The organism is Nocardia sp. CDC519, assembly GCF_059509835.1.
The window spans coordinates 5,190,721-5,210,659 of record NZ_CM183377.1 but is presented as its reverse complement, the minus strand read 5'-3'; the positions used below and the strand labels follow the sequence as shown (position 1 = coordinate 5,210,659).

18 protein-coding genes and 1 pseudogene are annotated in these 19,939 nt (G+C 69.0%); 8 read left to right on the top strand and 11 right to left on the bottom strand.

The annotated features are described in order from the left end of the window. Nucleotides 1-121: 121 nt before the first annotated feature. Nucleotides 122-1,222: a glycine cleavage system aminomethyltransferase GcvT gene (gene gcvT / locus AC5W7N_RS23495; protein ID WP_163816767.1), complete on the top strand. Its 1,101-nt coding sequence runs from the start codon at nt 122-124 to the stop codon at nt 1,220-1,222. Between the two features lie 77 nt (nt 1,223-1,299). Further along, nucleotides 1,300-2,400 carry a branched-chain amino acid aminotransferase gene (locus AC5W7N_RS23490; RefSeq protein ID WP_495922155.1) on the top strand — a complete coding sequence of 367 codons (1,101 nt, stop codon included), beginning with the start codon at nt 1,300-1,302 and terminating at the stop codon, nt 2,398-2,400. A 54-nt stretch (nt 2,401-2,454) separates the two neighbouring features. Here the strand turns inward: AC5W7N_RS23490 and AC5W7N_RS23485 are convergent, their stop codons facing one another. From AC5W7N_RS23485 to AC5W7N_RS23460, 6 genes are all read right to left on the bottom strand, one after another. Continuing rightward, a complete protein-coding gene (locus AC5W7N_RS23485; RefSeq protein ID WP_163816764.1) occupies nt 2,455-3,168 on the bottom strand; it encodes an MBL fold metallo-hydrolase in 714 nt (237 codons plus the stop codon). Between the two features lie 149 nt (nt 3,169-3,317). Continuing rightward, complete coding sequence (locus tag AC5W7N_RS23480; RefSeq protein ID WP_490724950.1) at nt 3,318-4,067, bottom strand: adenosylcobinamide-GDP ribazoletransferase; 750 nt, start codon at nt 4,065-4,067, stop codon at nt 3,318-3,320. Nucleotides 4,068-4,242: 175 nt separating this feature from the next. Beyond that, nucleotides 4,243-5,343 carry a nicotinate-nucleotide--dimethylbenzimidazole phosphoribosyltransferase gene (gene cobT / locus AC5W7N_RS23475; RefSeq protein WP_495922154.1) on the bottom strand — a complete coding sequence of 367 codons (1,101 nt, stop codon included), beginning with the start codon at nt 5,341-5,343 and terminating at the stop codon, nt 4,243-4,245. A gap of 304 nt (nt 5,344-5,647) precedes the next feature. Further along, nucleotides 5,648-6,193 carry a bifunctional adenosylcobinamide kinase/adenosylcobinamide-phosphate guanylyltransferase gene (locus tag AC5W7N_RS23470; protein WP_495922153.1) on the bottom strand — a complete coding sequence of 182 codons (546 nt, stop codon included), beginning with the start codon at nt 6,191-6,193 and terminating at the stop codon, nt 5,648-5,650. A gap of 183 nt (nt 6,194-6,376) precedes the next feature. Then, nucleotides 6,377-7,336 carry a helix-turn-helix domain-containing protein gene (locus tag AC5W7N_RS23465; RefSeq protein WP_495922152.1) on the bottom strand — a complete coding sequence of 320 codons (960 nt, stop codon included), beginning with the start codon at nt 7,334-7,336 and terminating at the stop codon, nt 6,377-6,379. A 263-nt stretch (nt 7,337-7,599) separates the two neighbouring features. Continuing rightward, on the bottom strand, nt 7,600-8,268 hold the full coding sequence (locus tag AC5W7N_RS23460) for a DUF3043 domain-containing protein (protein ID WP_495922151.1): 669 nt from the start codon (nt 8,266-8,268) through the stop codon (nt 7,600-7,602). A 195-nt stretch (nt 8,269-8,463) separates the two neighbouring features. On the opposite strand from AC5W7N_RS23460, the gene AC5W7N_RS23455 reads away from it, so the two are divergent. Both AC5W7N_RS23455 and AC5W7N_RS23450 read left to right on the top strand, forming a co-directional pair. Further along, a complete protein-coding gene (locus AC5W7N_RS23455; RefSeq protein WP_014350070.1) occupies nt 8,464-8,814 on the top strand; it encodes a HesB/IscA family protein in 351 nt (116 codons plus the stop codon). 99 nt (nt 8,815-8,913) lie between these two features. Then, entirely contained in the window at nt 8,914-9,885 is a 972-nt protein-coding gene (locus AC5W7N_RS23450) for a carbohydrate kinase family protein (RefSeq protein WP_163816751.1), read from the top strand. 224 nt (nt 9,886-10,109) lie between these two features. On the opposite strand, the gene asnB is transcribed toward AC5W7N_RS23450, so the two are convergent. Further along, entirely contained in the window at nt 10,110-12,053 is a 1,944-nt protein-coding gene (asnB, locus tag AC5W7N_RS23445) for an asparagine synthase (glutamine-hydrolyzing) (RefSeq protein WP_495922150.1), read from the bottom strand. A gap of 619 nt (nt 12,054-12,672) precedes the next feature. Between asnB and ctaC the strand changes: the two genes are divergently transcribed. From ctaC to AC5W7N_RS23430, 3 genes and pseudogenes are all read left to right on the top strand, one after another. Continuing rightward, entirely contained in the window at nt 12,673-13,659 is a 987-nt protein-coding gene (ctaC, locus tag AC5W7N_RS23440) for an aa3-type cytochrome oxidase subunit II (RefSeq protein ID WP_228794279.1), read from the top strand. A 13-nt stretch (nt 13,660-13,672) separates the two neighbouring features. After that, nucleotides 13,673-14,089 carry a cytochrome c oxidase subunit 4 gene (locus AC5W7N_RS23435; protein ID WP_163816748.1) on the top strand — a complete coding sequence of 139 codons (417 nt, stop codon included), beginning with the start codon at nt 13,673-13,675 and terminating at the stop codon, nt 14,087-14,089. 63 nt (nt 14,090-14,152) lie between these two features. After that, nucleotides 14,153-14,839 (top strand): annotated as a pseudogene (locus AC5W7N_RS23430) (SDR family oxidoreductase); the annotation flags it as partial. A 26-nt stretch (nt 14,840-14,865) separates the two neighbouring features. On the opposite strand, the gene AC5W7N_RS23425 reads toward AC5W7N_RS23430, so the two are convergent. The 3 genes from AC5W7N_RS23425 to AC5W7N_RS23415 form a co-directional block, all read right to left on the bottom strand. After that, entirely contained in the window at nt 14,866-15,948 is a 1,083-nt protein-coding gene (locus AC5W7N_RS23425) for an AraC family transcriptional regulator (RefSeq protein ID WP_175586005.1), read from the bottom strand. Nucleotides 15,949-16,010: 62 nt separating this feature from the next. Beyond that, on the bottom strand, nt 16,011-17,288 hold the full coding sequence (locus AC5W7N_RS23420) for an FAD-binding oxidoreductase (protein WP_194991129.1): 1,278 nt from the start codon (nt 17,286-17,288) through the stop codon (nt 16,011-16,013). Between the two features lie 53 nt (nt 17,289-17,341). After that, complete coding sequence (locus tag AC5W7N_RS23415; RefSeq protein ID WP_495922149.1) at nt 17,342-18,904, bottom strand: alkaline phosphatase D family protein; 1,563 nt, start codon at nt 18,902-18,904, stop codon at nt 17,342-17,344. Here AC5W7N_RS23415 and AC5W7N_RS23410 point away from each other — a divergent pair. Beyond that, on the top strand, nt 18,903-19,079 hold the full coding sequence (locus tag AC5W7N_RS23410) for a hypothetical protein (RefSeq protein WP_163816739.1): 177 nt from the start codon (nt 18,903-18,905) through the stop codon (nt 19,077-19,079). The genes AC5W7N_RS23415 and AC5W7N_RS23410 overlap by 2 nt on opposite strands. Before the next feature lie 78 nt (nt 19,080-19,157). On the opposite strand, the gene AC5W7N_RS23405 is transcribed toward AC5W7N_RS23410, so the two are convergent. After that, nucleotides 19,158-19,883, bottom strand: coding sequence for a lysophospholipid acyltransferase family protein (locus tag AC5W7N_RS23405; protein WP_163816794.1), 726 nt, complete (start codon nt 19,881-19,883; stop codon nt 19,158-19,160). Between the last annotated feature and the right edge of the window lie 56 nt (nt 19,884-19,939).

The following is a 19,939-nucleotide window of genomic DNA, read 5'->3' as shown; positions in this document are numbered from 1 at the left end:
GAGCGTGCGGTGGGCGATCTGGCGGACTGCGGCCTGGCTCTTGTCGAACGGATGGGGGTGTCCGAACGGCCGTGCCGATGCACCGGGCGGGCGGGCATCTCGCGCGGGTTAAGCTCGCCGGGTGAGCGACGCTGACCTGTTGCAAGGGCCGATCCATGATCTCCACGTCGAACTCGGGGCGAGTTTCGCGCCGTTCGGTGGGTGGCAGATGCCGGTGTCGTATGCGGGGACGGTGGCCGAGCATCAGGCGGTGCGGACCACGGTCGGGCTGTTCGACGTCAGCCATCTGGGCAAGGCGACGGTGCGCGGGCCGGGCGCCGCGGAGTTCGTCAACGCGACCCTGACCAACGATCTGGGGCGGATCCAGCCGGGCAAGGCGCAGTACACCCTGTGCTGCACCGAGGACGGCGGCGTCATCGACGATCTGATCGCTTACTACGTCGGCGACGACGAGATCTTCCTGGTCCCCAATGCCGCCAACACCGCGACGGTGGTCGCCGAGATGCGGAAGGTGGCTCCCGACGCCATCACGGTGACCGACGAGCACCGCGACTACGCGGTGTTCGCGGTGCAGGGCCCGCGCTCCACCGAGGTGCTCACCGCGCTCGGCCTGCCGACCGACCTCGAATACATGGCCTACGCCGACGCCGAGTGGGACGGGCGGCCGGTACGGGTCTGCCGCACCGGCTACACCGGCGAACACGGCTACGAGCTGCTGCCGCGCTGGGCCGACGCCGAACCGCTGTTCCGCGTACTGGTGCGCGAGGTCCAGGCCGCCGGCGGTCAGGTCGCCGGGCTCGGCGCCCGCGACACGCTGCGCACCGAGATGGGCTACCCGCTGCACGGGCACGAGCTGTCCACCGAGATCACCCCGGTGCAGGCGCGCGTCGGCTGGGCGGTCGGCTGGAAGAAGCCGCAGTTCTGGGGCAAGGCGGCGCTGGAGCAGGAGAAGGCGGCCGGGCCGAAGCGAATCCTGTTGGGGCTGAAGGCACTCGATCGTGGGGTGCTCCGGCAGGGCCAGCAGGTGCTGCTCGGGGACGCGGTCGTGGGCGAGACCACCTCGGGAACGTTCTCGCCGTCGCTGAAGGTGGGTATCGCGCTCGCCCTGCTCGATACCGAGGCCGCGCTCGAACCGGGCGCCGAGGTCGAGGTGGACGTGCGCGGGCGCAGGCTGCGGTGCGAGGTGGTCCGACCGCCGTTCGTCGAAGTCAAGGCGAAATAGCGGGCTCCGACCGACTGCCGCAAGGCGCAAACAAACGCGCCGAAAAGCGGCGAAACCTCGACCGATAAGATCGCGGTATGACCGCTGCTGCACAGTTCACCCGTATTCCGCATCCGGCGCCGCTTCCGGAGCAGCGGGTACAGGAGATACTGACGGCACCGGGGTTCGGCCGGTACTTCACCGATCACATGGTCTCCATCGACTACACCGAGGCCGCGGGCTGGACCAACGCCCGCGTCGAGCCCTACGGCCCACTGTCGATGGATCCGGCGACCATGGTGTTCCACTACGGGCAGGCCATCTTCGAAGGGTTGAAGGCCTACCGGCAGCCCGACGGCGGCGTCTCCTGCTTCCGGATCGACGCCAACGCCGCCCGCTTCCGTCGCTCCGCGCGCCGGATGGCGATGGCGGAACTGCCGGAGGAGCTGTTCATCGAATCGGTGCGCCAGCTGCTCGAGGTCGACGAGCGCTGGGTGCCCGCGGCAGGCGGCGAGGAGTCGCTGTATCTGCGGCCGTTCATGTTCGCCACCGAGTCCGGCCTCGGCGTGAAGCCCGCCGCGGCCTACAAGTACCTGCTGCTCGGCTCGCCCGCCGGCGCCTACTTCCCGCGCGGTGTGAAGCCGGTGCGGGTGTGGCTGTCCACCGAATACGTGCGCGCCGCGCCCGGTGGCACCGGCGAGGCGAAGGTGGCGGGCAACTACGCGGCCTCGCTGCTGGCCCAGGCCGAGGCCACCGAGAAGGGCTGCGACCAGGTGGTGTGGCTGGATGCCTGCGAGCGCCGCTATGTCGAGGAGATGGGCACCAACAACCTGTTCTTCGTCTTCGGGTCCGGCTCGGAGGCTCGTCTGGTGACGCCGGAACTGTCCGGTTCGCTGCTGCCGGGCATCACCCGCGACTCGCTGCTGACCCTCGCCGCAGACTCCGGCTACCAGGTCGAAGAGCGCAAGATCTCGGTGGAGGAATGGCGTAAGGGCGCCGAATCCGGTGAAATCACCGAGGTTTTCGCCTGTGGCACGGCCGCCGTCATCACGCCGGTCGGCTGGGTGCGTTCCGGTGACGAGGAGTTCGCCATCGGCGGCGGTGAGCCGGGCGAGGTCACCATGGCGCTGCGCGAGACCCTCACCGGAATCCAGCGCGGTACCTTCGCCGATATCCACCAGTGGATGCGCCGTCTGTGACGGTGCGGCCGAATCCGGCCGGAGCGCTGCGTGCGGCACCGGCCGGAGCGCTGCTCAGCCGGGCATGAGCGCCTGCCACTCGGCCAGCGACGTCGGCCGCAGCACGTAATTGTTCGCGCGGATCGTGTCGAGTGCGGCGCTCGGGTCCTGGCTGTACCAGTGGCCGGGGTAGACCGTGGGATTGCCGTCCAGCTCGGACAGGTAGCGCAGGCTGCGGAACATCGCCTCGGAATCACCGCCCGGGAAGTCGGTGCGCCCGCACCCGTCCACGAACAGCGTGTCGCCGGCGATCAAGCGGTTGTCGAACAGGAAGCACTGGCTGCCGGGCGTGTGGCCGGGGGTGTGCAGCAACTCGATGTCGAACGCGCCGACGCTCACCTTGTCGCCGTGGTCGTGACCGGTGAGCTCGCTGGGCGCGATCCCGGTGACATTGGCGACCCACGGAAGTTCCTGGTTGTTGACATGCACTGCGACGCTGGTCTTTTCGAGTAACTCACGCACCCCGCGCAGGGTGAAGCCGAGCATGGTGCCGCCGACGTGATCGGGATGATGGTGGGTGGCGAGTACCCCGGTCAGCCGCAGTCCATCGTTCTCGGCGATATCGGCCAGCTCACCGGCGGCATACGCCGGATCGACCACCACGCACTCACCGGTCTCCCGGTCGCCGATCAGATAGGCGAAATTGCGCATCTGTGTCGCGATGGGATCACCGACGGCGAAATCCCGTCCGGACAACAGCTGACGAAAGTACAGGCGCTCGGCTGACATACCCGTCACTGTAGGGCCAAGGGTGCCGACGGTGTCGGGTCAGTGGGTCGTTTTGACGTGCCGCGACCTCAGTTGGCGCGATCGGCGCAGGTAGACGGCGGTTGAGTGACTGGGACGGTCGGGCCTCGTGGGCGGTGCGCTCGGACCGATCAGGTTCCCAGCGAGAAGCCGAGGGCGGTGAGGGCGGTGGTGGTTTCGATCGCGGTGCCGAGGACGTCGCCGGAGAGCCCGCCGAACCGGCGCAGGCAGTGACGGACGAGGAGCAGTACCGCCGGCGCGATGAGCAGCACGACGAGCGGGCCGAGCCAGCGGTGATCGGGGACGGCGAAGTAGGTGGCGAGCACCGCGACCAGCGCCCAGAGCCCCACGGTGATCGGTGATTGGGTGCCCGCGACCAGTGCACCGAACCCGGTGCCCGGCGCGGCGGTGATTCCCGTGCGGCAGGCGGCGACCACCGCGACCCGGCCGAGCGCGACGGCCAGGACCACCGCGAACCAGCGCTGCGCGTCGGCGAGCGCGGCGAAGGAGAAGGCTTGCAGGCCAATGGCGAACACGATGGCGGTGACGCCGAACGGTCCGGCACTGCCGCTCTTCATGATCTCGCGGGCCCGCTCGGGCGGGCCGTAGCTGCCGAGTCCGTCGGCGGTGTCGGCGAGCCCGTCCAGATGCATGCCCCGGGTGCTCAGCGCGAGCACTCCGACGGCGAGCAGCCCGGCAACCGGCGCGCTCGCGCCGGCGGTCGTGCCCAGCCACAGCACCGCACACGCCAGCGAACCGAGCACGACCCCGACGACCGGGGCCCAGGCGATGGCGATACCGGCGGCCTTCCGGTCGACGGTGTCGGGTCCGCGCACCGGGAGAACCGTCAGCCAGGAGAACGCCAGGCGCGGCCCGATCATGGGGTCGGCTCCGTCGAGAGCCGGGTGCTCAGGTGACTGCGGAATGGTCGGTGATCACCGGTGCCCGACAAGGTTGCCGCCGGGGGATGAGGCGAGCCCACGCGAAGAAGGTTGGCGGTGGCGGCCCATCGGCGCGGCGGCGGCCGTTTCAGCGTGTGGGGGCGCGGTCGGCTCGTCATTTATGCAGGTCGACGGTGGATGCGGCATCCGAGGTGCTTACCCCGGCCTCGTCGAAGGTGGCCATGTCGGCGAGAGCGGCCACCGCGGCGCGCAGGATCGGCAGGGCGGTGAGGGCGCCGGAACCTTCGCCGAGGCGCATCTCGAGATCGATCAGCGGCTCCAGGCGCAGGTTGGTGAGGGCGAGGGCGTGGGCGGGTTCGGTGGAGCGGTGCCCGGCCAGCCACCACTCGCGTGCGCCGGCGGCGAGGTCTTCGGCGACCAGCGCGGCGGCGGTGACGACGAGTCCGTCGAGGATGACGGGGGTGCGGCGGGCGGCGGCCCGCGCCAGGAAACCCGCCATGGCCGCGATATCGGCCCCCGCCGCGACCCGCAGCAGATCGACCGGATCCTTGGCGACCGGCCGCGCGCGGCGCATGGCATCGCGGATGGCGGCGACCTTGCGGATCCAGCCCGCGTCGTCGACGCCGGTGCCGCGCCCGACCGCCGCCACCGGCTCGGTCGTGGTGAGGGTGGCGATCAGCACGGTCGCCGGGGTGGTGTTGCCGATGCCCATATCGCCGGCGATGAGCAGGTCGGCGCCCGCATCGATCTCCTCGTCGGCGATGGCGCGCCCCGCGGCCAGGGCGGCGGTGACCTCGTCGGCGGTGAGGGCGTCCTCGCGGTCGATGCTGCCGCTGGACCGGCGCACCTTGTGCTGGGAGATGCCCGGATCGGTGTCGGCGTCCACCGCCATATCGACCACCCGCACCGTCGCGTCGGCCACCCGCGCCACCGCGTTCACCGCGGCCCCGCCGCCGAGGAAGTTGGCGACCATCTGCGCGGTCACCTCGCTCGGGTACGCCGAAACGCCGTGCCGTGCGATCCCGTGATCCCCGGCGAACACCACGACCCGCGCGCGCTCGAACTGCTTCGGCGGGCAGACGCCCTGGCATGCGGCGACCCAGTTGCCCAGGGTTTCCAACCGTCCCAGCGCCCCACCGGGTTTGGTGAGCCGGGTCTGCCGCAGCTGCGCCGCCGCCCGAACCTGTGCGTCCGGCGCCGCAACCACTCCGAATCCCTGTTCCACTGTGCCGAGCTCCTCCGGTCGCGCATCCATCACTGCGCACCATCTTGCCCGGCGGTGATCATCTGTCGCCCACCGCCCGTTGCGGTGCGGGGGTCGCGCCCAGCGGCGTCGACTACGGCCTCGTCGCAGGCCTTGCCGACTGCTGATCGAGAGCGCCGATCCCATCTGGCCGAGCCTGACCGGAGCGGCTACCGGGACGGCGCTCCCTCGCCCCAATGGCAGTGGCAGCTCCGAGACGGTGGGAACTACGTCGTCGCACACCTGAGCCACTAGCCGGTGGGTGCTGATAATCGCCGAACATGCGGCGGCACCAGGCCGGCGGCGACGAGGCGGCTCATCCCAAACGCAGCGGCAGCCCCGCGACGATGAGGACCGCTTCGTCACACACCTGGGCGAGGCGCTGGTTGAGGGTGCCGATCTCATCGCGGAACAGGCGCCCGGAACGCGTGGCCGGAATGACGCCCATGCCGACTTCCGGGCTGACTATGACGAGCCGGTCCCGGTACGCGGCGACGGCGGCGACGAGGGCGTCGGTGTCGGGGGAGACCGTACCGCGCGGCTGCTCCCAGGCGCTGCGGGCGTCGAGGCGCGCGGTGAGCCAGGTGCCGATGTCGTCGATCAGCGTGGCGCCGGGGAAGGGGTCGGCGAGAACTGTTGCGGCGTCGGCATTTTCGATGGTCAGCCAGTCGGCGGGGCGTCGCTCGCGATGCTCGGCGATGCGCTCGGCGAAGTCGGCATCCGAGGGGTCAGGGATCGCTGTCGCGATATAGCGCACCGGACCACCCCCAACCAGCGATTCCGCGTATGCCGATTTCCCCGATCGCGCGCCCCCGAGTACGAGGGTGCGCCGCGCGGGAGACGATTGCGGCGTGGGTGACACCCGTGCACGCTACCAACTCGTATGAGGGCGTGAACGCCGCGAACGCCGCTCGGAAGCCTCCTGCTCGACAGGGGCTCAGTTCAGCAACAGCGTCGATTCGGCGCGCCGATGTCGTGGTCCCGGACACTTCGGTGATCACGGGTGCGGTCCGGCGCGGCTGCCGACGCGGCGCGAACCGCAGCACTACCGCGTCCCACCACCGAACCGGCGCCGGTACTCCGTCGGCGCGATCCCGACCACGCGCTGGAAGTGGTGACGCAGCAGGGCGGCCGAACCGAATCCGGCGCGGGTGGCGATCTGCTCGAGCCCGAGGTCGGTGTCCTCGAGGAGATGTTCGGCGAGCTGGACGCGCTGCGTCGTCAGCCATTTGACCGGTGTGGTGCCGGTTTCGGCGGCGAAGCGGCGGGCGAACGTACGGGTGGACATGGTCGAGCGAGCAGCGAGGGACTCCACGGTGTGCGGGTGGTCGAGGTTGTGCTGCATCCATTCCAGCGTCTCGCGCAGGCTGTCGGAGGCGCATTCGGGGACGGGGCGTTCGATGAATTGGCGTTGGCCGCCGTCGCGCTGGGGCGGCACGACCATGCGGCGGGCGATGCCATTGGCCGCGGCGCTGCCGATTTCGCGGCGCACCAGATGCAGGCAGGCGTCGATGCCGGCGGCGGTGCCCGCGCTGGTGATGAGGTTGCCTTCGTCGACGAACAGTACGTCCGGGTCGACGGTCGCTTCCGGGAATTGCGCGGCGAGTTGGTCGACGTAGCGCCAGTGGGTGGTGCATTTGCGTCCGTCGAGCAAACCCGCGGCACCCGCCAGGAAGGCGCCGGAGCAGACGGTGAGCACGATGGCGCCGGCGTCGGCGGCCGCGCGCACGGCGTCGACGACGACGGGGTCATGGTGGGTGGTGGCGGGAAAGGCCGGAATCGCCACCAGATCGGCGGCGGCGAGTTCGCCGAGTCCGTATTCCGGCGTGACCGTGATGCCCGGCGAGGTGGCGGGCAGCGGTGTACCGGGATCCCGCCCGCACACCCGGAAGTCGAATCCGGGCAGGCCGTCGGCGGTGCGGTCGAGGCCGAAGACCTCGCAGATCACCCCGAACTCGAACATGGCCAGCCGTTCGGAGAGCACGACGGCGACCTTCGACAGCATGCCGTCAGTTTATCTGGCCGAATATTGATGAAGGATGTCAGTACTGCCACTTTCGGCCGTATATCGGCGGGCGAACAATTACTGCCATGGCTGGATTGGTGATAACCCTGGTGGCATTGGCAGCGTTCGTAGCGGCGATCGGATGGCTCGGCTTCGGGCGAGTGGGCTCGACGGACGTCATCGATCGTGATGTCCAACGGGCACGCGAGGAACTCGCGGCAATGCGATCACGAGCGCCGCACCGCTGACGGTATGGCGAATCCTCAGACCGCGTCGCCCGGACCCACCCGGGGCTTCGGTGCCCGCATCTTGCGGATCTGTGAGGCGCGCACGAACGCGTACCACCCGAGCCGGAACCCGGTGTCGGTGGAATCGGGGAACCGCTCGCGGACCCGGTTGTTGACGATACGGCCGAGCATCACGCCCTCGATGGCCATGAACAGCATCATGACCAGCATGGCCAAGGTCACGATCGATTGCAGCGCAGGTGCGGCGAACATCGACAGGATCAGCACCAGCGCCATCGGCATGAACAGGCCGACGAGGTTGCGGCGGGCGTCGACGATATCGCGGACGAACGCGCGCACCGGGCCCTGATCGCGCGGCAGCAGGTACTTGTCCTCGCCGGCCAGCATGCGGGCGCGCCGGTCCTGGGCGGCGGCGCGGCGCTCGGCGGCGGCCGACTTGCGCTCGGCCTTGTTGCCCCTGGTGGCTTTGCGCCGGGCACGGGCCTCTTTCGCGGTGAGCGGGGCGGGTGCGACCGGGCCGCGACGCCTGCCTTCGGCATCACGACGTTTCGGGGTGGGACGGCCCTTACCCGCGGTGGCGGTGGCGGCCTGCCGCGCGGAACTCGCGGCGGGATCGCCGTCCGCGGTCGTGCGGTCGGCGGGCTCGTCGGTGGTGCTGGAGTCGCCGCGGCGGAACAATTTCACAGCAACCAGGCTATTCGATATATGCCACGGCCGGAAATGCGGTCTGCCCGACACACGTGGGCGGGGTCACCCGGGTCGAGTCCAGTGCAGGCGGAGAAGGTGGCAAGATGGGAATAGCAGCCCGCCCGGTGGTGTTGACTCCCGACGAGCCGTGCGCTGTTCACGGGATGACCACAGCTGTCCTTAGGAGAGTTCATGACAGTGCAGAACGAGACCGAAGTCCACGGTGTGACGCTCACCGACGCAGCCGCCGCGAAGGCGAAGGCGCTGCTGGACCAGGAGGGTCGTGACGACCTGGCACTGCGGATCGCCGTGCAGCCGGGTGGTTGCGCGGGCCTGCGCTACCAGCTGTTCTTCGACGACCGTTCGCTCGACGGCGATCTGACCGTCGATTTCGGTGGCGTCACCCTCGCGGTCGACCGGATGAGTGCCCCGTACGTGCAGGGTGCCTCGATCGACTTCGTCGACACCATCGAGAAGCAGGGTTTCACCATCGACAACCCCAACGCCACCGGTTCCTGCGCCTGCGGCGATTCGTTCAACTGATCTCAGTTGTTCCTTCAACGGACACGTAGTTGATACGGTGAAGACCCGGACTCCGGTCCAGGTCTTCGCCTTTTGCCGCCTCCAGAGGGGTTCAGCTACGTGTCCATTGCCGTATCCGCGTCCATTGCGACCGACCATCTCATGCGCTTTCCCGGGCGGTTCGCCGACGTCCTGCTGGCCGATCAGCTCGACCATGTGTCGCTGAGCTTCCTCGTCGACGATCTGGTGATCCGTCGCGGCGGGGTCGGCGGCAACATCGCCTATGCCATGGGCCTGCTCGGCCGGAACCCGCTGCTGCTCGGCGCCGTCGGTGCCGATTTCAGCGAGTACCGGCAGTGGCTGGAATCCCACGGTGTCGACTGCTCGGCCGTGCGTATCTCCGATTCCGCGCACACCGCGCGCTTCGTCTGCACCACCGACGAGGACATGGCCCAGATCGCCTCCTTCTACCCGGGCGCGATGAGCGAGGCCCGGGACATCTCCATCGCGGGTCTGGTCGAGGACCGCACTCTCGACCTGGTGCTGGTCGGCGCGAACGACCCCGAGGCGATGCTGCGGCACACCGCCGAATGCCGTGAACTCGACATTCCTTTCGCCGCGGACCCCTCCCAGCAGCTGGCCCGCCTCGACGGCGATCAAACCGTTCAGCTCATCGACGGCGCCGCCTACCTGTTCACCAACGAATACGAGTGGGGCTTGCTGAAGCAGAAGTCCGGGCTCACCGAGGAGGAAGTGGCCGCGCGCGTCGGCATCCGGGTCACCACCCTCGGCAAGAACGGGGTGCTCGTTGTCGACCGCGACGGCACCGAGGTTCGTGTCGGTGTGGTGCCGGAGAACGCCAAGGTCGACCCGACCGGTGTCGGTGACGCCTTCCGCGCCGGCTTCCTGACCGGCCACACCGCAGGCCTGAGCCTGGAACGCGCCGCCCAGCTGGGCTCGCTGGTGGCGGTCCTGGTGCTGGAGACCGTCGGCACCCAGGAATGGAGCCTCGACCCCGATGACGCCCTCAAGCGCCTGACCCAGGCCTACGGCCCCGAATCGGCCGCCGAACTGGAACCGCTGCTGCGCTGAGAGACGGCTCCCGCCACGCCAGCTCGAGACGCCGACTCTCGCATGAGCGTGTCGTCGATGTCCGCACCAGCTCGCAATGCGGTTCGCGCGATCGCCGCGTCGGCGCGATCGAGGGATCGAAATCGCCCCGCTGTGGCGGCGGGATTCGGTCCCACCGGAACTTCTGACACACGAATGCCCCGCTCGAACAGAGCGGGGCATTCGGCGATTTCAGCGGTCGGCGACTACAACGACACCGGATACGTCGGCTCCTGGATCTCCGGCTTGATCCGATCCTCGACGAAGATCCCGTGCCACACCATGAACACCAGCAGCGTCCAGAGCCTGCGGCTGTGGTCGGAGGTACCTGCCCGGTGCGCCTCGAGCATCTTCGTGATCGCGGCCTTGTCCAGCAGGTGATCGGTCTGCGATTCGGCGATCTGCTGCCGGGCCCAGTCGTAGAGTTCGGTGCCGCGCAGCCAATGCCGCAGCGGCACAGGGAAACCCAGCTTCGCGCGGTGCAGCACATGCGGGGGCACGATGCCTTCGAGGGCCTGGCGCAGCGCGTACTTGGTGGTGTCCTTGGTGATCTTCTGCTCGAACGGGATCCGCTCGGCGACCGCGAAGACCTCCGAATCCAGGAACGGCACGCGCAGCTCCAGCGAGTTCGCCATCGTCATCTTGTCGGCCTTGACCAGGATGTCGCCGCGCAGCCAGGTGAACAGGTCCAGATGCTGCATCCGGGCCACCGGATCCCAGCCGCGCGATTTCGCGTAGATCGGCGCGGTGACGTCCTGATGGGTCCATTCGGGCCGGAAATCGCGCAGCACCGCACGCAATTGGGCGTCGTTGAAGCTGCGGGCATTGCCGTAGTAGCGCTCTTCCAACGTCAGCGATCCGCGGTGCAGCAGGCTCTTGCCGCGGGTGCCTTCCGGAATCCGGTCCGACAGCTTGCCGGCGAGCTTGCGCAGCCCGCGCGGCAGTCGCTCGAACGGCTTCAGCGACAACGGTTCCCGGTAGATGGTGTAGCCGCCGAACAGCTCGTCGGCGCCCTCGCCGGAGAGCACCACCTTGACGTGCTTGCGGGCCTCCTTGGCCACGAAATACAGCGGCACCAGTGCTGGGTCGGCCACCGGATCGTCGAGATACCAGACGATCTCGGGGATGGCGGCGGCGAACTCGGCGGGGGAGACCACCTTGACGATATGGCGGGCCCCGATCGCTGCGGCGCTCTCGGCGGCGACATCGACCTCCGAATAGCCCTCCCGCTCGAACCCGGTGGTGAAGGTGATCAGATTCGGGTTGTGCCGCATGGCCAGCGCGGCGATGGCGGTGGAGTCGATGCCGCCGGACAGGAACGAACCGACGGTCACATCGGCACGCATGTGCTTGGCGACCGAGTCCTCCAGCGCCGCGGCGATCTCCCGGTACCGCGCTTGCTCGGAGCCGGCCGCGAACGGCTTCACCCGGAACTTCGGCTCGAAGTAGCGGACCGTCTTCGGCTCCTCGCCGGGCTGGACCATCGCGTAACTACCGGACTCCAGCCTGCGGATGGCCGCGTGCAGCGTCTCCGGCTCGGGCACATATTGCAGCACCGTGTAGTGCTCGAGCGCGCGCGGATCCAGCTCATCGCCCGTGCCGATCGCAGGCAGCAACTCCAGCAAGCTCTTCTTCTCGCTGCTGAACGCGGTGCCGCCGGGGCCGGTGGCCAGGAACAGCGGCTTGATGCCGAACGGGTCGCGGGCCAGGAACAGCTGCTCGGTCTCGGTATCCCAGATCGCGAACGCGAACATGCCGCGCAGCCTGCGCACCGCGTCCGGGCCCCAATAGTGGAAGGCCGCGACGATGGATTCGCTGTCGCCCTCGGTGGCGAACATGGCGCCGTCGGGGAACTCGGCGGCGTGCTCGCGCGCCAGCTCCTCGCGCAACTCCAGGTAGTTGTAGATCTCACCGTTGAAGGTGAGGGCATAACGCTGCGGGTTGTCGGCCGGGCCCCAGCGCAGCGGCTGATGCGAATGCTCGATATCGATGATCGACAGCCGGTTGAAACCGAAGATCACGTGCTCGTCGTGCCAGGTCCCGCGCTCGTCCGGGCCGCGGTGGCGGCCGCAGTGCAGGGCGTCGTACACCTGCTCCACCGTGTCGGGCGCTGCTTTGTCAGACGTCAGAAATCCGAGCAGTCCACACACGGTGCCGGCAACCTCTTTCCTGTGGTCGGGACCGCGCCGATTCGGTTCGCGCGCGGCGGGGGATTCCCTGGCGAAAATCTAGTGACCGAGTATGCCCCACTCGGCCGCCGATCGCGTTGTTCAGGGCTCGGACGCGGACGGCGCCGACCCCGGGAATCGGCCGCCGCGCCGCGGTGCGACTCCGGCGCCGGACCGGCGGCGCGTCCGGTGATGTCGCCGGTGACGAACACGGCGATGTAGCGGGTGCGCAACGGGTCGCGGTGTCGCCGAACGCCCGCGTGCTGGGCAGATGCGCGTACGGGCGCGGATGCGCACCGCACCACGGAGTGTCGAAGCCGACCCGACGCGGAACCAAGACCAGGTTTGGTCTACGCTGCGTAGTACTCGGGCCGTCCCGTGGTGCTCCGTGCGCGAAAGCGCCGGTATCCGCGGTGAGGTTCGGACAAGCTGTTGACGTGCCGTCCCCAGCGGACGGTGCAGTGTCGGAATGTGTGGCGACCAGGAAGGCGTGAGCGTGGCGCACAAGGCGAGCGACGAGATCGGGGCACACCCCGCCCGGGGGCGGCAGGGCCGTGTCCTTCGGCGGGCCGGGCTGGCGGTGTCCTTGGGGATCACCGCGATGCTCGTCTCGGGCTGCTCGATCGACAATGTCTGGCTGCGGTTCGGCTGGCCATCGGGCATCACGCCGCAGGCCACCCGCATGCGCGAGCTGTGGACCTGGTCGGTCGTCGCCGCCCTGCTGATGGGTGTGCTGGTGTGGGGCCTGACCTTCTGGACCATCGCCTTCCACCGCAAGAAGAAGGACTCGCCGGAGTTCCCGCGCCAGACCGGCTACAACGTGCCGCTGGAGCTGACCTACACGGCGATCCCGTTCGTCATCATCGCGGTGCTGTTCTACTTCACCGTCGTCGTGCAGAACTACGTGCACGAAAAGGTCGACAACCCCGACGTCGTCGTGGACGTGACCGCCTTCCAGTGGAACTGGAAGTTCGGCTACCGCACCGTGGACCTGAAGAACGGTTTCACCTACAACGGCATCGACACCGAGCGTGAGGCCCTCAACGAGGAGCAGCTGAAGGCCTACGAGGAGCGCATCGACCCCGAGCACGGCCACCCGCAGCCGGGCCCGGTGCACGGTAAGCCCGAGAACGACATCCTGTCCTACCTGCACTACGACAAGATCGAGACCATCGGCTCCAGCAACGAGATCCCGGTGCTCGTGCTGCCGACCGGCAAGACCATCGAGTTCCAGCTCGCCGCCGCCGACGTCATCCACGCCTTCTGGGTGCCGGAGTTCCTGTTCAAGCGCGACGTGATGCCGAACCCGAAGGAAAACCACTCCGACAACGTCTTCCAGATCACCGAGATCGAGAAGGAAGGCGCGTTCGTCGGCCGCTGCGCCGAGATGTGCGGTACCTACCACTCGATGATGAACTTCGAGGTCCGCGCGGTCTCGCCGGAGAAGTTCCAGGCCTACATCGAAGCGCGCGACAAGGGCATGACCAACGCCCAGGCGCTCGAGTCCATCGGTGAATCGCCGGTGGCCACCTCCACCCGGCCGTTCAACACCGACCGCACCGTCAAGAGCGCGGCCGAGAGCAACTGAGGACTGATCTGACATGAAGATCGAAGCGCGGATTTTCGAACTGCTGACGGTGTTCTTCGTCATCGTCGGTATCGTCTACGGCTTCTTCACGGCACAGTCGCGCACCGGCGTCGAATGGGCGGGCACCACCGCCATCGTGCTGACCGCGGGTCTGTCGCTGATCATCGGCACCTACTTCCGCTTCGTCGCCCGGCGCCTCGACCTGCGCCCGGAGGACTACGAGGACGCCGAGATCGTCGACGGCGCCGGCGACCTCGGCTTCTTCTCGCCCGGCAGCTTCTGGCCCATCACCCTGGCGGCCGCGGGCTCCATCACCGCCCTCGGACTGGCCTTCTTCCAGTTCTGGCTGATCGGCATCGGCGTCGTCTGCATCCTCATCGCCGCGGGCGGGCTGGTGTTCGAGTACCACATGGGTCCCGAGAAGCACTGACACTGCCTCGTAGCGAACGCCCCACCAGGTTCCGGCCGGTGGGGCGTTCGCCATTTCCGGGGAATGTCGATCGCCGTCAGGCGCCTATCTGTTCCGGCGCCTCGGACATGGCCCGCGTCCCTCGGGGCGGGTGAGGATCAGGGTATGGAAAACAGCACAGTGCTCGTCATCGGTGGAACCGGCAAAGTGGGGCGGCGCGTCGCGGCGCGGCTGCGGGCGCGCGGAGACGACGTCCGCGTCGCCTCCCGATCCGGTGCGACCCGCTTCGACTGGACCGATCCGCAGACCTGGGAAGCCGCGCTCGACGGGGTGCGGGCGGTGTTCGTGGTGCCGCTGGATGTGTCGCCCTCGCCGACACCGTCGCTCGTGCGTGCCGCCGCCGCCGCGGGAGTCGAACGGATGGTGCTGTTGTCTGCCCGTGGCGTCGACACACCCGGATATTTCGGCGCCGACTACGCGGGTGGGCGGTCCCATCTGGAGGGGGAGCAGGCGCTGCGCGAATCCGGCCTGGCCTGGACGGTGCTGCGGCCGAGCTGGTTCATGCAGAACTTCTCCGAGGGGGCCTTCCTCGGCGGCGTGCTCTCGGGCGAGCTCGCCCTGCCCGCGGCCGACGGGAAGTCCGCCTTCGTCGATGCCGCCGATATCGCCGACGTCGCCGTGGCCGCGCTCACCGGGACCGGGCATGACGGTCAGGTCTACGACCTGACCGGGCCCGCGCCGCTGAGCATCGAGGAGGCCCTCGCCCAGATCGCGACCGCCTCGGGGCGGCGTGCGAACTATCTCCCGGTGGAGGTCGCCGATTTCGAGCGGGAATTGGCCGGGCAGGGCGTCTCCGCGGCGGAAATCGAACTCTGGTCGGGTGCGTTGAGCTCGATTCGCACCAGCTCGGACGCGGTGGTCGCCGACGGTGTACGCCGCGCGCTCGGGCGTGACCCGCGGACCTTCGCCGCGTTCGCCGCGGCGGAGGCCGACGCCTGGCGCGGGTAATCGCCTGGGGCGACCGGGATATCGGACGCGCCGCTCGTGCTGCGCCGATAGGCGCTCGGGCTGATCCCGCGCACCCGCTTGAACGCGCTGGAGAACCCGAACGCGTCCGCGTATCCCACCCGGCGGGCGATCGCGGCCACCGTCAACTCGGTGTGCGCGAGCAGGTCGGCGGCCAGCGTGAGCCGCCATTCGGTGAGGTAGGCGGCCGGGCTCTGGCCCACCGCGGCGGTGAAGCGGGAGGTGAACGTGGTGCGCGCGACGCCCGCCGTCGCCGCGAGTTCGGCGGTCGACCAGGCTCGCGCCGGGTCGGCGTGCATCGCGGCCAGCGCGGGGCCGACCACAGCGTCGCCGAGCGCCCGGTACCAGCTGGGCGGCTCGGCCTCCGGCCGGTCGAACCAGTCGCGCAAGGTGCACACCAGCAGCCAGTCCAGCAGGCGGTCGAGCACGATCTGCCTGCCCGGCCCCGACAGCGACAGCTGCGCCTGCAGGTAGTCGCGTAGTGGCCCACAGTCCTCGGCATCGGTGACGACGGCGACCCGCGGCAGCACCCGCAACAGCCGGTGCGGCACCTCGGCCCGGATGTCGTAGGAGCCGACCATCAGCACGGTCGGCTCGGAGCTGTCCGCGCCGGGTTCGGGTGCGTCGGTGAAGGTGAACGGTTCGGGCCCGCACACGATCGCCGTCTGCCCGGCCACGATTCGCCGCGGCTGCCCCGCACCGGCGTCCAGCACCCCGCTGCCACGCATCGGCGCGCACAACGTCAGGTACGCCGATTCCCCCAGCCGCAACGACCCCATCGGCGCCACCTGTGGCTGCCCGAACACCGACCCGTTACCCCGGACATTGCGCAGCAGTTCGTCGAACACATCCACCCCGCCACGATAGGCATATCCGGGGCGGGACCGTCTCGGCTGCCGCCGCGAGGTCGTCCGGGCTACTCCGCCGATTCGTAGCGCAACGCGTGTTCGGAGCGGCAGATTTCGTCGATGGTGGTGACGATGTCGCGGAGTTGTTCGGAGGGCAGGGACGCGGGGCGCAGCCGGCAGGTGAAGGTGATGAGGCCGTGGTCTTCGGGAGACAGGCCGCGAGCGGCCGATTCGGCGCGCAGGAACGCCGAGCGCACGCCGTAGGTCATGGCGGAGATGACGGTGAAGCAGCCGGTGCGTTCGCGGTGGCCGGCGAACAGGTCGTGCAGGCGGTAGAAGACCGAGGTGTAGCTCGACAGCGGGGCGAACACGCCGACCCGGTAGGCGGGGCCGCGTTCGGAGGAGCTGATGACGGTGTCGGCGAGGTATTCGGCGTCACGCAGGGTGAGCACCTTCGGGGTGAGCATGACCGCGCCTGCGGCGGCGTTGCGCACCGGCATGCCCGCGCGCCCGCCGGCGGCCGAGGCGATCACGCCGAGCGATTTGCGGGCCCTGGTGCCCACCTCGCGGCGTGCGCGCAGCGAACGAGTGGGGGCGGTGGGGTAGAGGCTCGACCACTGCCCGAACCGCACGGTGCCCAACTGCACGTGCCCGGTGCCCACCGGCCGCGACACCTTCAGCGGCGCGGTATCGACCCAGCGGCCCACCTGCAACACCGCCTCACCGGGCCGCGCGACCTGACCGTGGGCGTACTCGACGAAGGAATCAAAATCCAGGAAGCGGTGTGCGGTGGTGCTGAGCCAGCTGTGGTCCTTGTCGACCTCGACGGTGTCGAGGGTCAGCGCGGTGATGATGCCCGCGCGCCCGCCTGCGCCCAGGATGCGGTGGAAACGCTCGGTGTGATGGTCGCGCCCGCAGGTGCCGATGCGCCCGTCCGGGTCGACGTACTCGAGGTCGACGATCTGATCGATGAACATGCCGTACTTGTGCGAGGCCGTGCTCACCCCGCCGACCGAGGCGAATCCGCCCGCGGTGATATCGCGGTGGTCGCCGACGATCGGCAGGCCGAGTCCGTGCGCACCCAGGCGCCGGTCGATCTCGGACAGGCGGGCACCGGCCTGCACCCGGACCGTGCCGCGGCCGAGGTTGATATCGAGCACCGAGTTCATCCGGCGCATCGACACCACGGCACGCTGATCGGGCACCGACACGCCGTCATCGGCCAGCTCACCACCGCAAACGGTGAGCGGCTCGGCGCGCTGACGCGAATCGCGCACGGTGCGAACGACATCCGCGGTGTCACGAGGGAGATGTTCTTCGGCGGCGACAGTGTGCGGCGTGCTCATGGCACGCAAGCTAACCACAGCGCGTCCCCTCGTGCGCGCCCGATCCACCCCCTTCATCGGCCCGGCGCCGGCAGCCGCCGACTGAACAGCACCGATCCGCTCGCATCGCACAAATTCACCGTCAGTTCCCTTGACCGGCCGTCGATCAGCACCTCGCCGAAATGCTGGTAGGCGCCGTCGAGCGGGGAGGTGTCGGGCTGCGGCGGGGCGTGCACGAACACCGCTTCCGGGCCGAAGGTCGGGTCGAGGGTGTTGGGTCCGAACGCACCCGCGTTGAGGGGTCCGGAGACGAATTCCCAGAACTCGTCGAAATCGGTGAACGCCGCCCGGTCCGGCGAGTAGCGGTGGGCGGCGGTGTAGTGGACGTCGGCGGTCAGCCACACCACGCCGGTCACCCGATCGCGTTTGATCGCCGAGAGCACCTGGGCGATCTCGGATTCGCGGCCGGCGGGTGCGCCCGGTTTACCGTTGGCCGGGCCTTCGAACGCGGTCTTGCCATCGGGCACCACGACCCCGAGCGGCAGATCGTTGGCGATGATCTTCCAGGTGGCGGTGGAGGCGCGCAGGCCGTCGATGAGCCAGCGGGTCTGTTGCGGGCCGAAGATGCGGCCGTCGGGAGCGGTGTTGGCGCCGTTGGCGTCTTTGTAGGTGCGCATATCGAGCACGAACACGTCCAGCAGTGGGCCGTAGGAGATCGAGCGGTAGAGCCTGCCGTCGGCGGCCTCGTGCGGGTCGAGCGGGTTCCACTCGTGGAAGGCCTGCCAGGCGCGGGCGGCGAGGGTGTTCATATCGCGCTCGGTGTAACCCTTGTCGGCGGCGACCGTGCCGCCGGGTGACCAGTTGTTGGTGGTTTCGTGGTCGTCCCATTGGACCAGTTGGGCGACCGAGGAGTTGAAGCGGCGGACGTTGTCGTCGGAGAGGTTGTAGGCGTACTGGCCGCGGAATTGATCGAGCGTTTCCGCGACCGCGCTCTTGGCCTCGGTGACGATGTTCTTCCAGGTCCGGCCGTCGGGCAGGGCCACGGTTTCCTGCAACGGCCCGTCGGCGTAGACGACGTCGCCGGAATGCAGGAACAGGTGTGGGTCGCGGGCGGCCATGGTCGAGAAGATCCGCATGCCGCCGAGATCGGGGTTGATGCCGTAGCCCTGGCCCGCGACGTCACCGGACCAGTGCAGCCGGATATCGGCAGGTGCGAGCGGGGCGGTGCGGAAGACGCCGGCGAGTGGTTCGGAGGTGGCGCCGTCCTCGCCTTCCAGGGTGACGCGGTAGTGCACGAGTTCGCCCGCGGGCAGCCCGGAGACGCGCAGGCGGCCGGTGCCGTCGGAGTCGGGGGTGAGCAGCGGTCCGGTGAATCGTCTGGCGTCGGTGAACGATTCGGTGGCGGCCGTTTCCACGATCAGCGTCGCCGGGCGGTCCGACCGTGCCCAGATAAGGGCGCCGTCGCTGCGCGGATCACCGACGGCGACGCCATGGGTGAGCGTCGGCCGCTGCCGGACCAGCCCTGGCCCCGCGTCGTTCGAACAGGCCGCCAGCGCCGGTGCGGCGACCAGGCCGAGCGCGGAGGTGCGCAGCAGTGCGCGCCGAGGGAATCCGTTGCCAGGGCGGAGAACAACCATGGCGTCGACCATGACGCAGCCGGGGCAACGCAATGTGAACGCGCGTCGTCGGCTGGGTCAACGACTTCCGCGCAAGGCGAAGCGTATTCAGCCGGTGCCCGGCGGCCGCATGGAAGTTGCCGCGTTCATCGGCTTCGAGCACGACGTCGATGCCGTTCCTGCGGCTGGGCTGTGACCGAGCTCATTCGGCGAAAAGGCCGGGCACGTCGGCCTTTTCGGCGCTAGCACGACACCGAGGGGTAGCGGGTTGGACTCAGCTCGCGGCGGTTTCGGGGATGCGGGTGGCTTCGGGCGCCGAGCCGGACGGGACGCCCTTCTTCAGGCTGGCGGCGTAGACGTCGACGTACTCCTGGCCGCTCAGCCGCATGAGTTCGTACATGACCTCGTCGGTGACGGCGCGTTCGACGAAGCGGTTGCCGCCCATGCCTTCGTAGCGGGAGAAATCGATGGGGGCACCGAACTTGACGGTGACCTTGCGGCGGCGCCAGCGGAACGGTCCGGGCGGGCTCACCTCGTCGGTGCCGATCACCGCGACCGGGATGACGGGGACACCGGTCTCCAGCGCCAGGCGCGCCATACCGGTCTTGCCTTTGTAGAGGCGGCCGTCCGGGGAGCGGGTGCCTTCCGGGTAGAGGCCGACCAGCCGACCCTGATCGATGAGTTTGCGGGCGGCGTTGAGAGCGTCCTCGGCGGCGCTGGCCCCGCTGCGGTCGATCGGGTACTGGCCGGTGCCGCTGAAGAAGAACTTCTGCAGCCTGCCCTTGAATCCGGGGGTGTTGAAGTATTCGGCCTTGGCCAGGTAGTTGATCCGGCGCGGGCTCATCAGCGGCGCGAACAACCAGTCCGCGAAGGAGAGGTGGTTACCGGCGAGGATGGCTGCGCCGTCGGCGGGAATGTTCTCCACGCCTTCTACCGTTGGCCGGTTGTAGATGTGGATGAGCGGGCCGATCAGCACGTACTTCAGCAGCCAGTAGAACATGACGTCCTTACCCCCGGGAGCGGGATCGTAGGCGGGCACCTCTCGGTTGCCGACTT

Excerpts from the sequence above, each read along its gene's own strand:
- AC5W7N_RS23480 (WP_490724950.1), bottom strand. The coding sequence starts at position 4,067 with ATGATCGGGCCGCGCCTGGCGTTCTCCTGGCTGACGGTTCTCCCGGTG.
- AC5W7N_RS23455 (WP_014350070.1), top strand. The coding sequence starts at position 8,464 with ATGACAGTGCAGAACGAGACCGAAGTCCACGGTGTGACGCTCACCGAC.
- AC5W7N_RS23415 (WP_495922149.1), bottom strand. The coding sequence starts at position 18,904 with ATGGTTGTTCTCCGCCCTGGCAACGGATTCCCTCGGCGCGCACTGCTG.
- AC5W7N_RS23405 (WP_163816794.1), bottom strand. The coding sequence starts at position 19,883 with ATGTTCTACTGGCTGCTGAAGTACGTGCTGATCGGCCCGCTCATCCAC.
- ctaC (WP_228794279.1), top strand. The coding sequence starts at position 12,673 with ATGCTCGTCTCGGGCTGCTCGATCGACAATGTCTGGCTGCGGTTCGGC.
- AC5W7N_RS23465 (WP_495922152.1), bottom strand. The coding sequence starts at position 7,336 with ATGCTGTCGAAGGTCGCCGTCGTGCTCTCCGAACGGCTGGCCATGTTC.
- cobT (WP_495922154.1), bottom strand. The coding sequence starts at position 5,343 with ATGGATGCGCGACCGGAGGAGCTCGGCACAGTGGAACAGGGATTCGGA.
- AC5W7N_RS23485 (WP_163816764.1), bottom strand. The coding sequence starts at position 3,168 with ATGTCAGCCGAGCGCCTGTACTTTCGTCAGCTGTTGTCCGGACGGGAT.
- AC5W7N_RS23490 (WP_495922155.1), top strand. The coding sequence starts at position 1,300 with ATGACCGCTGCTGCACAGTTCACCCGTATTCCGCATCCGGCGCCGCTT.
- AC5W7N_RS23420 (WP_194991129.1), bottom strand. The coding sequence starts at position 17,288 with ATGAGCACGCCGCACACTGTCGCCGCCGAAGAACATCTCCCTCGTGAC.
- AC5W7N_RS23410 (WP_163816739.1), top strand. The coding sequence starts at position 18,903 with ATGGCGTCGACCATGACGCAGCCGGGGCAACGCAATGTGAACGCGCGT.
- AC5W7N_RS23435 (WP_163816748.1), top strand. The coding sequence starts at position 13,673 with ATGAAGATCGAAGCGCGGATTTTCGAACTGCTGACGGTGTTCTTCGTC.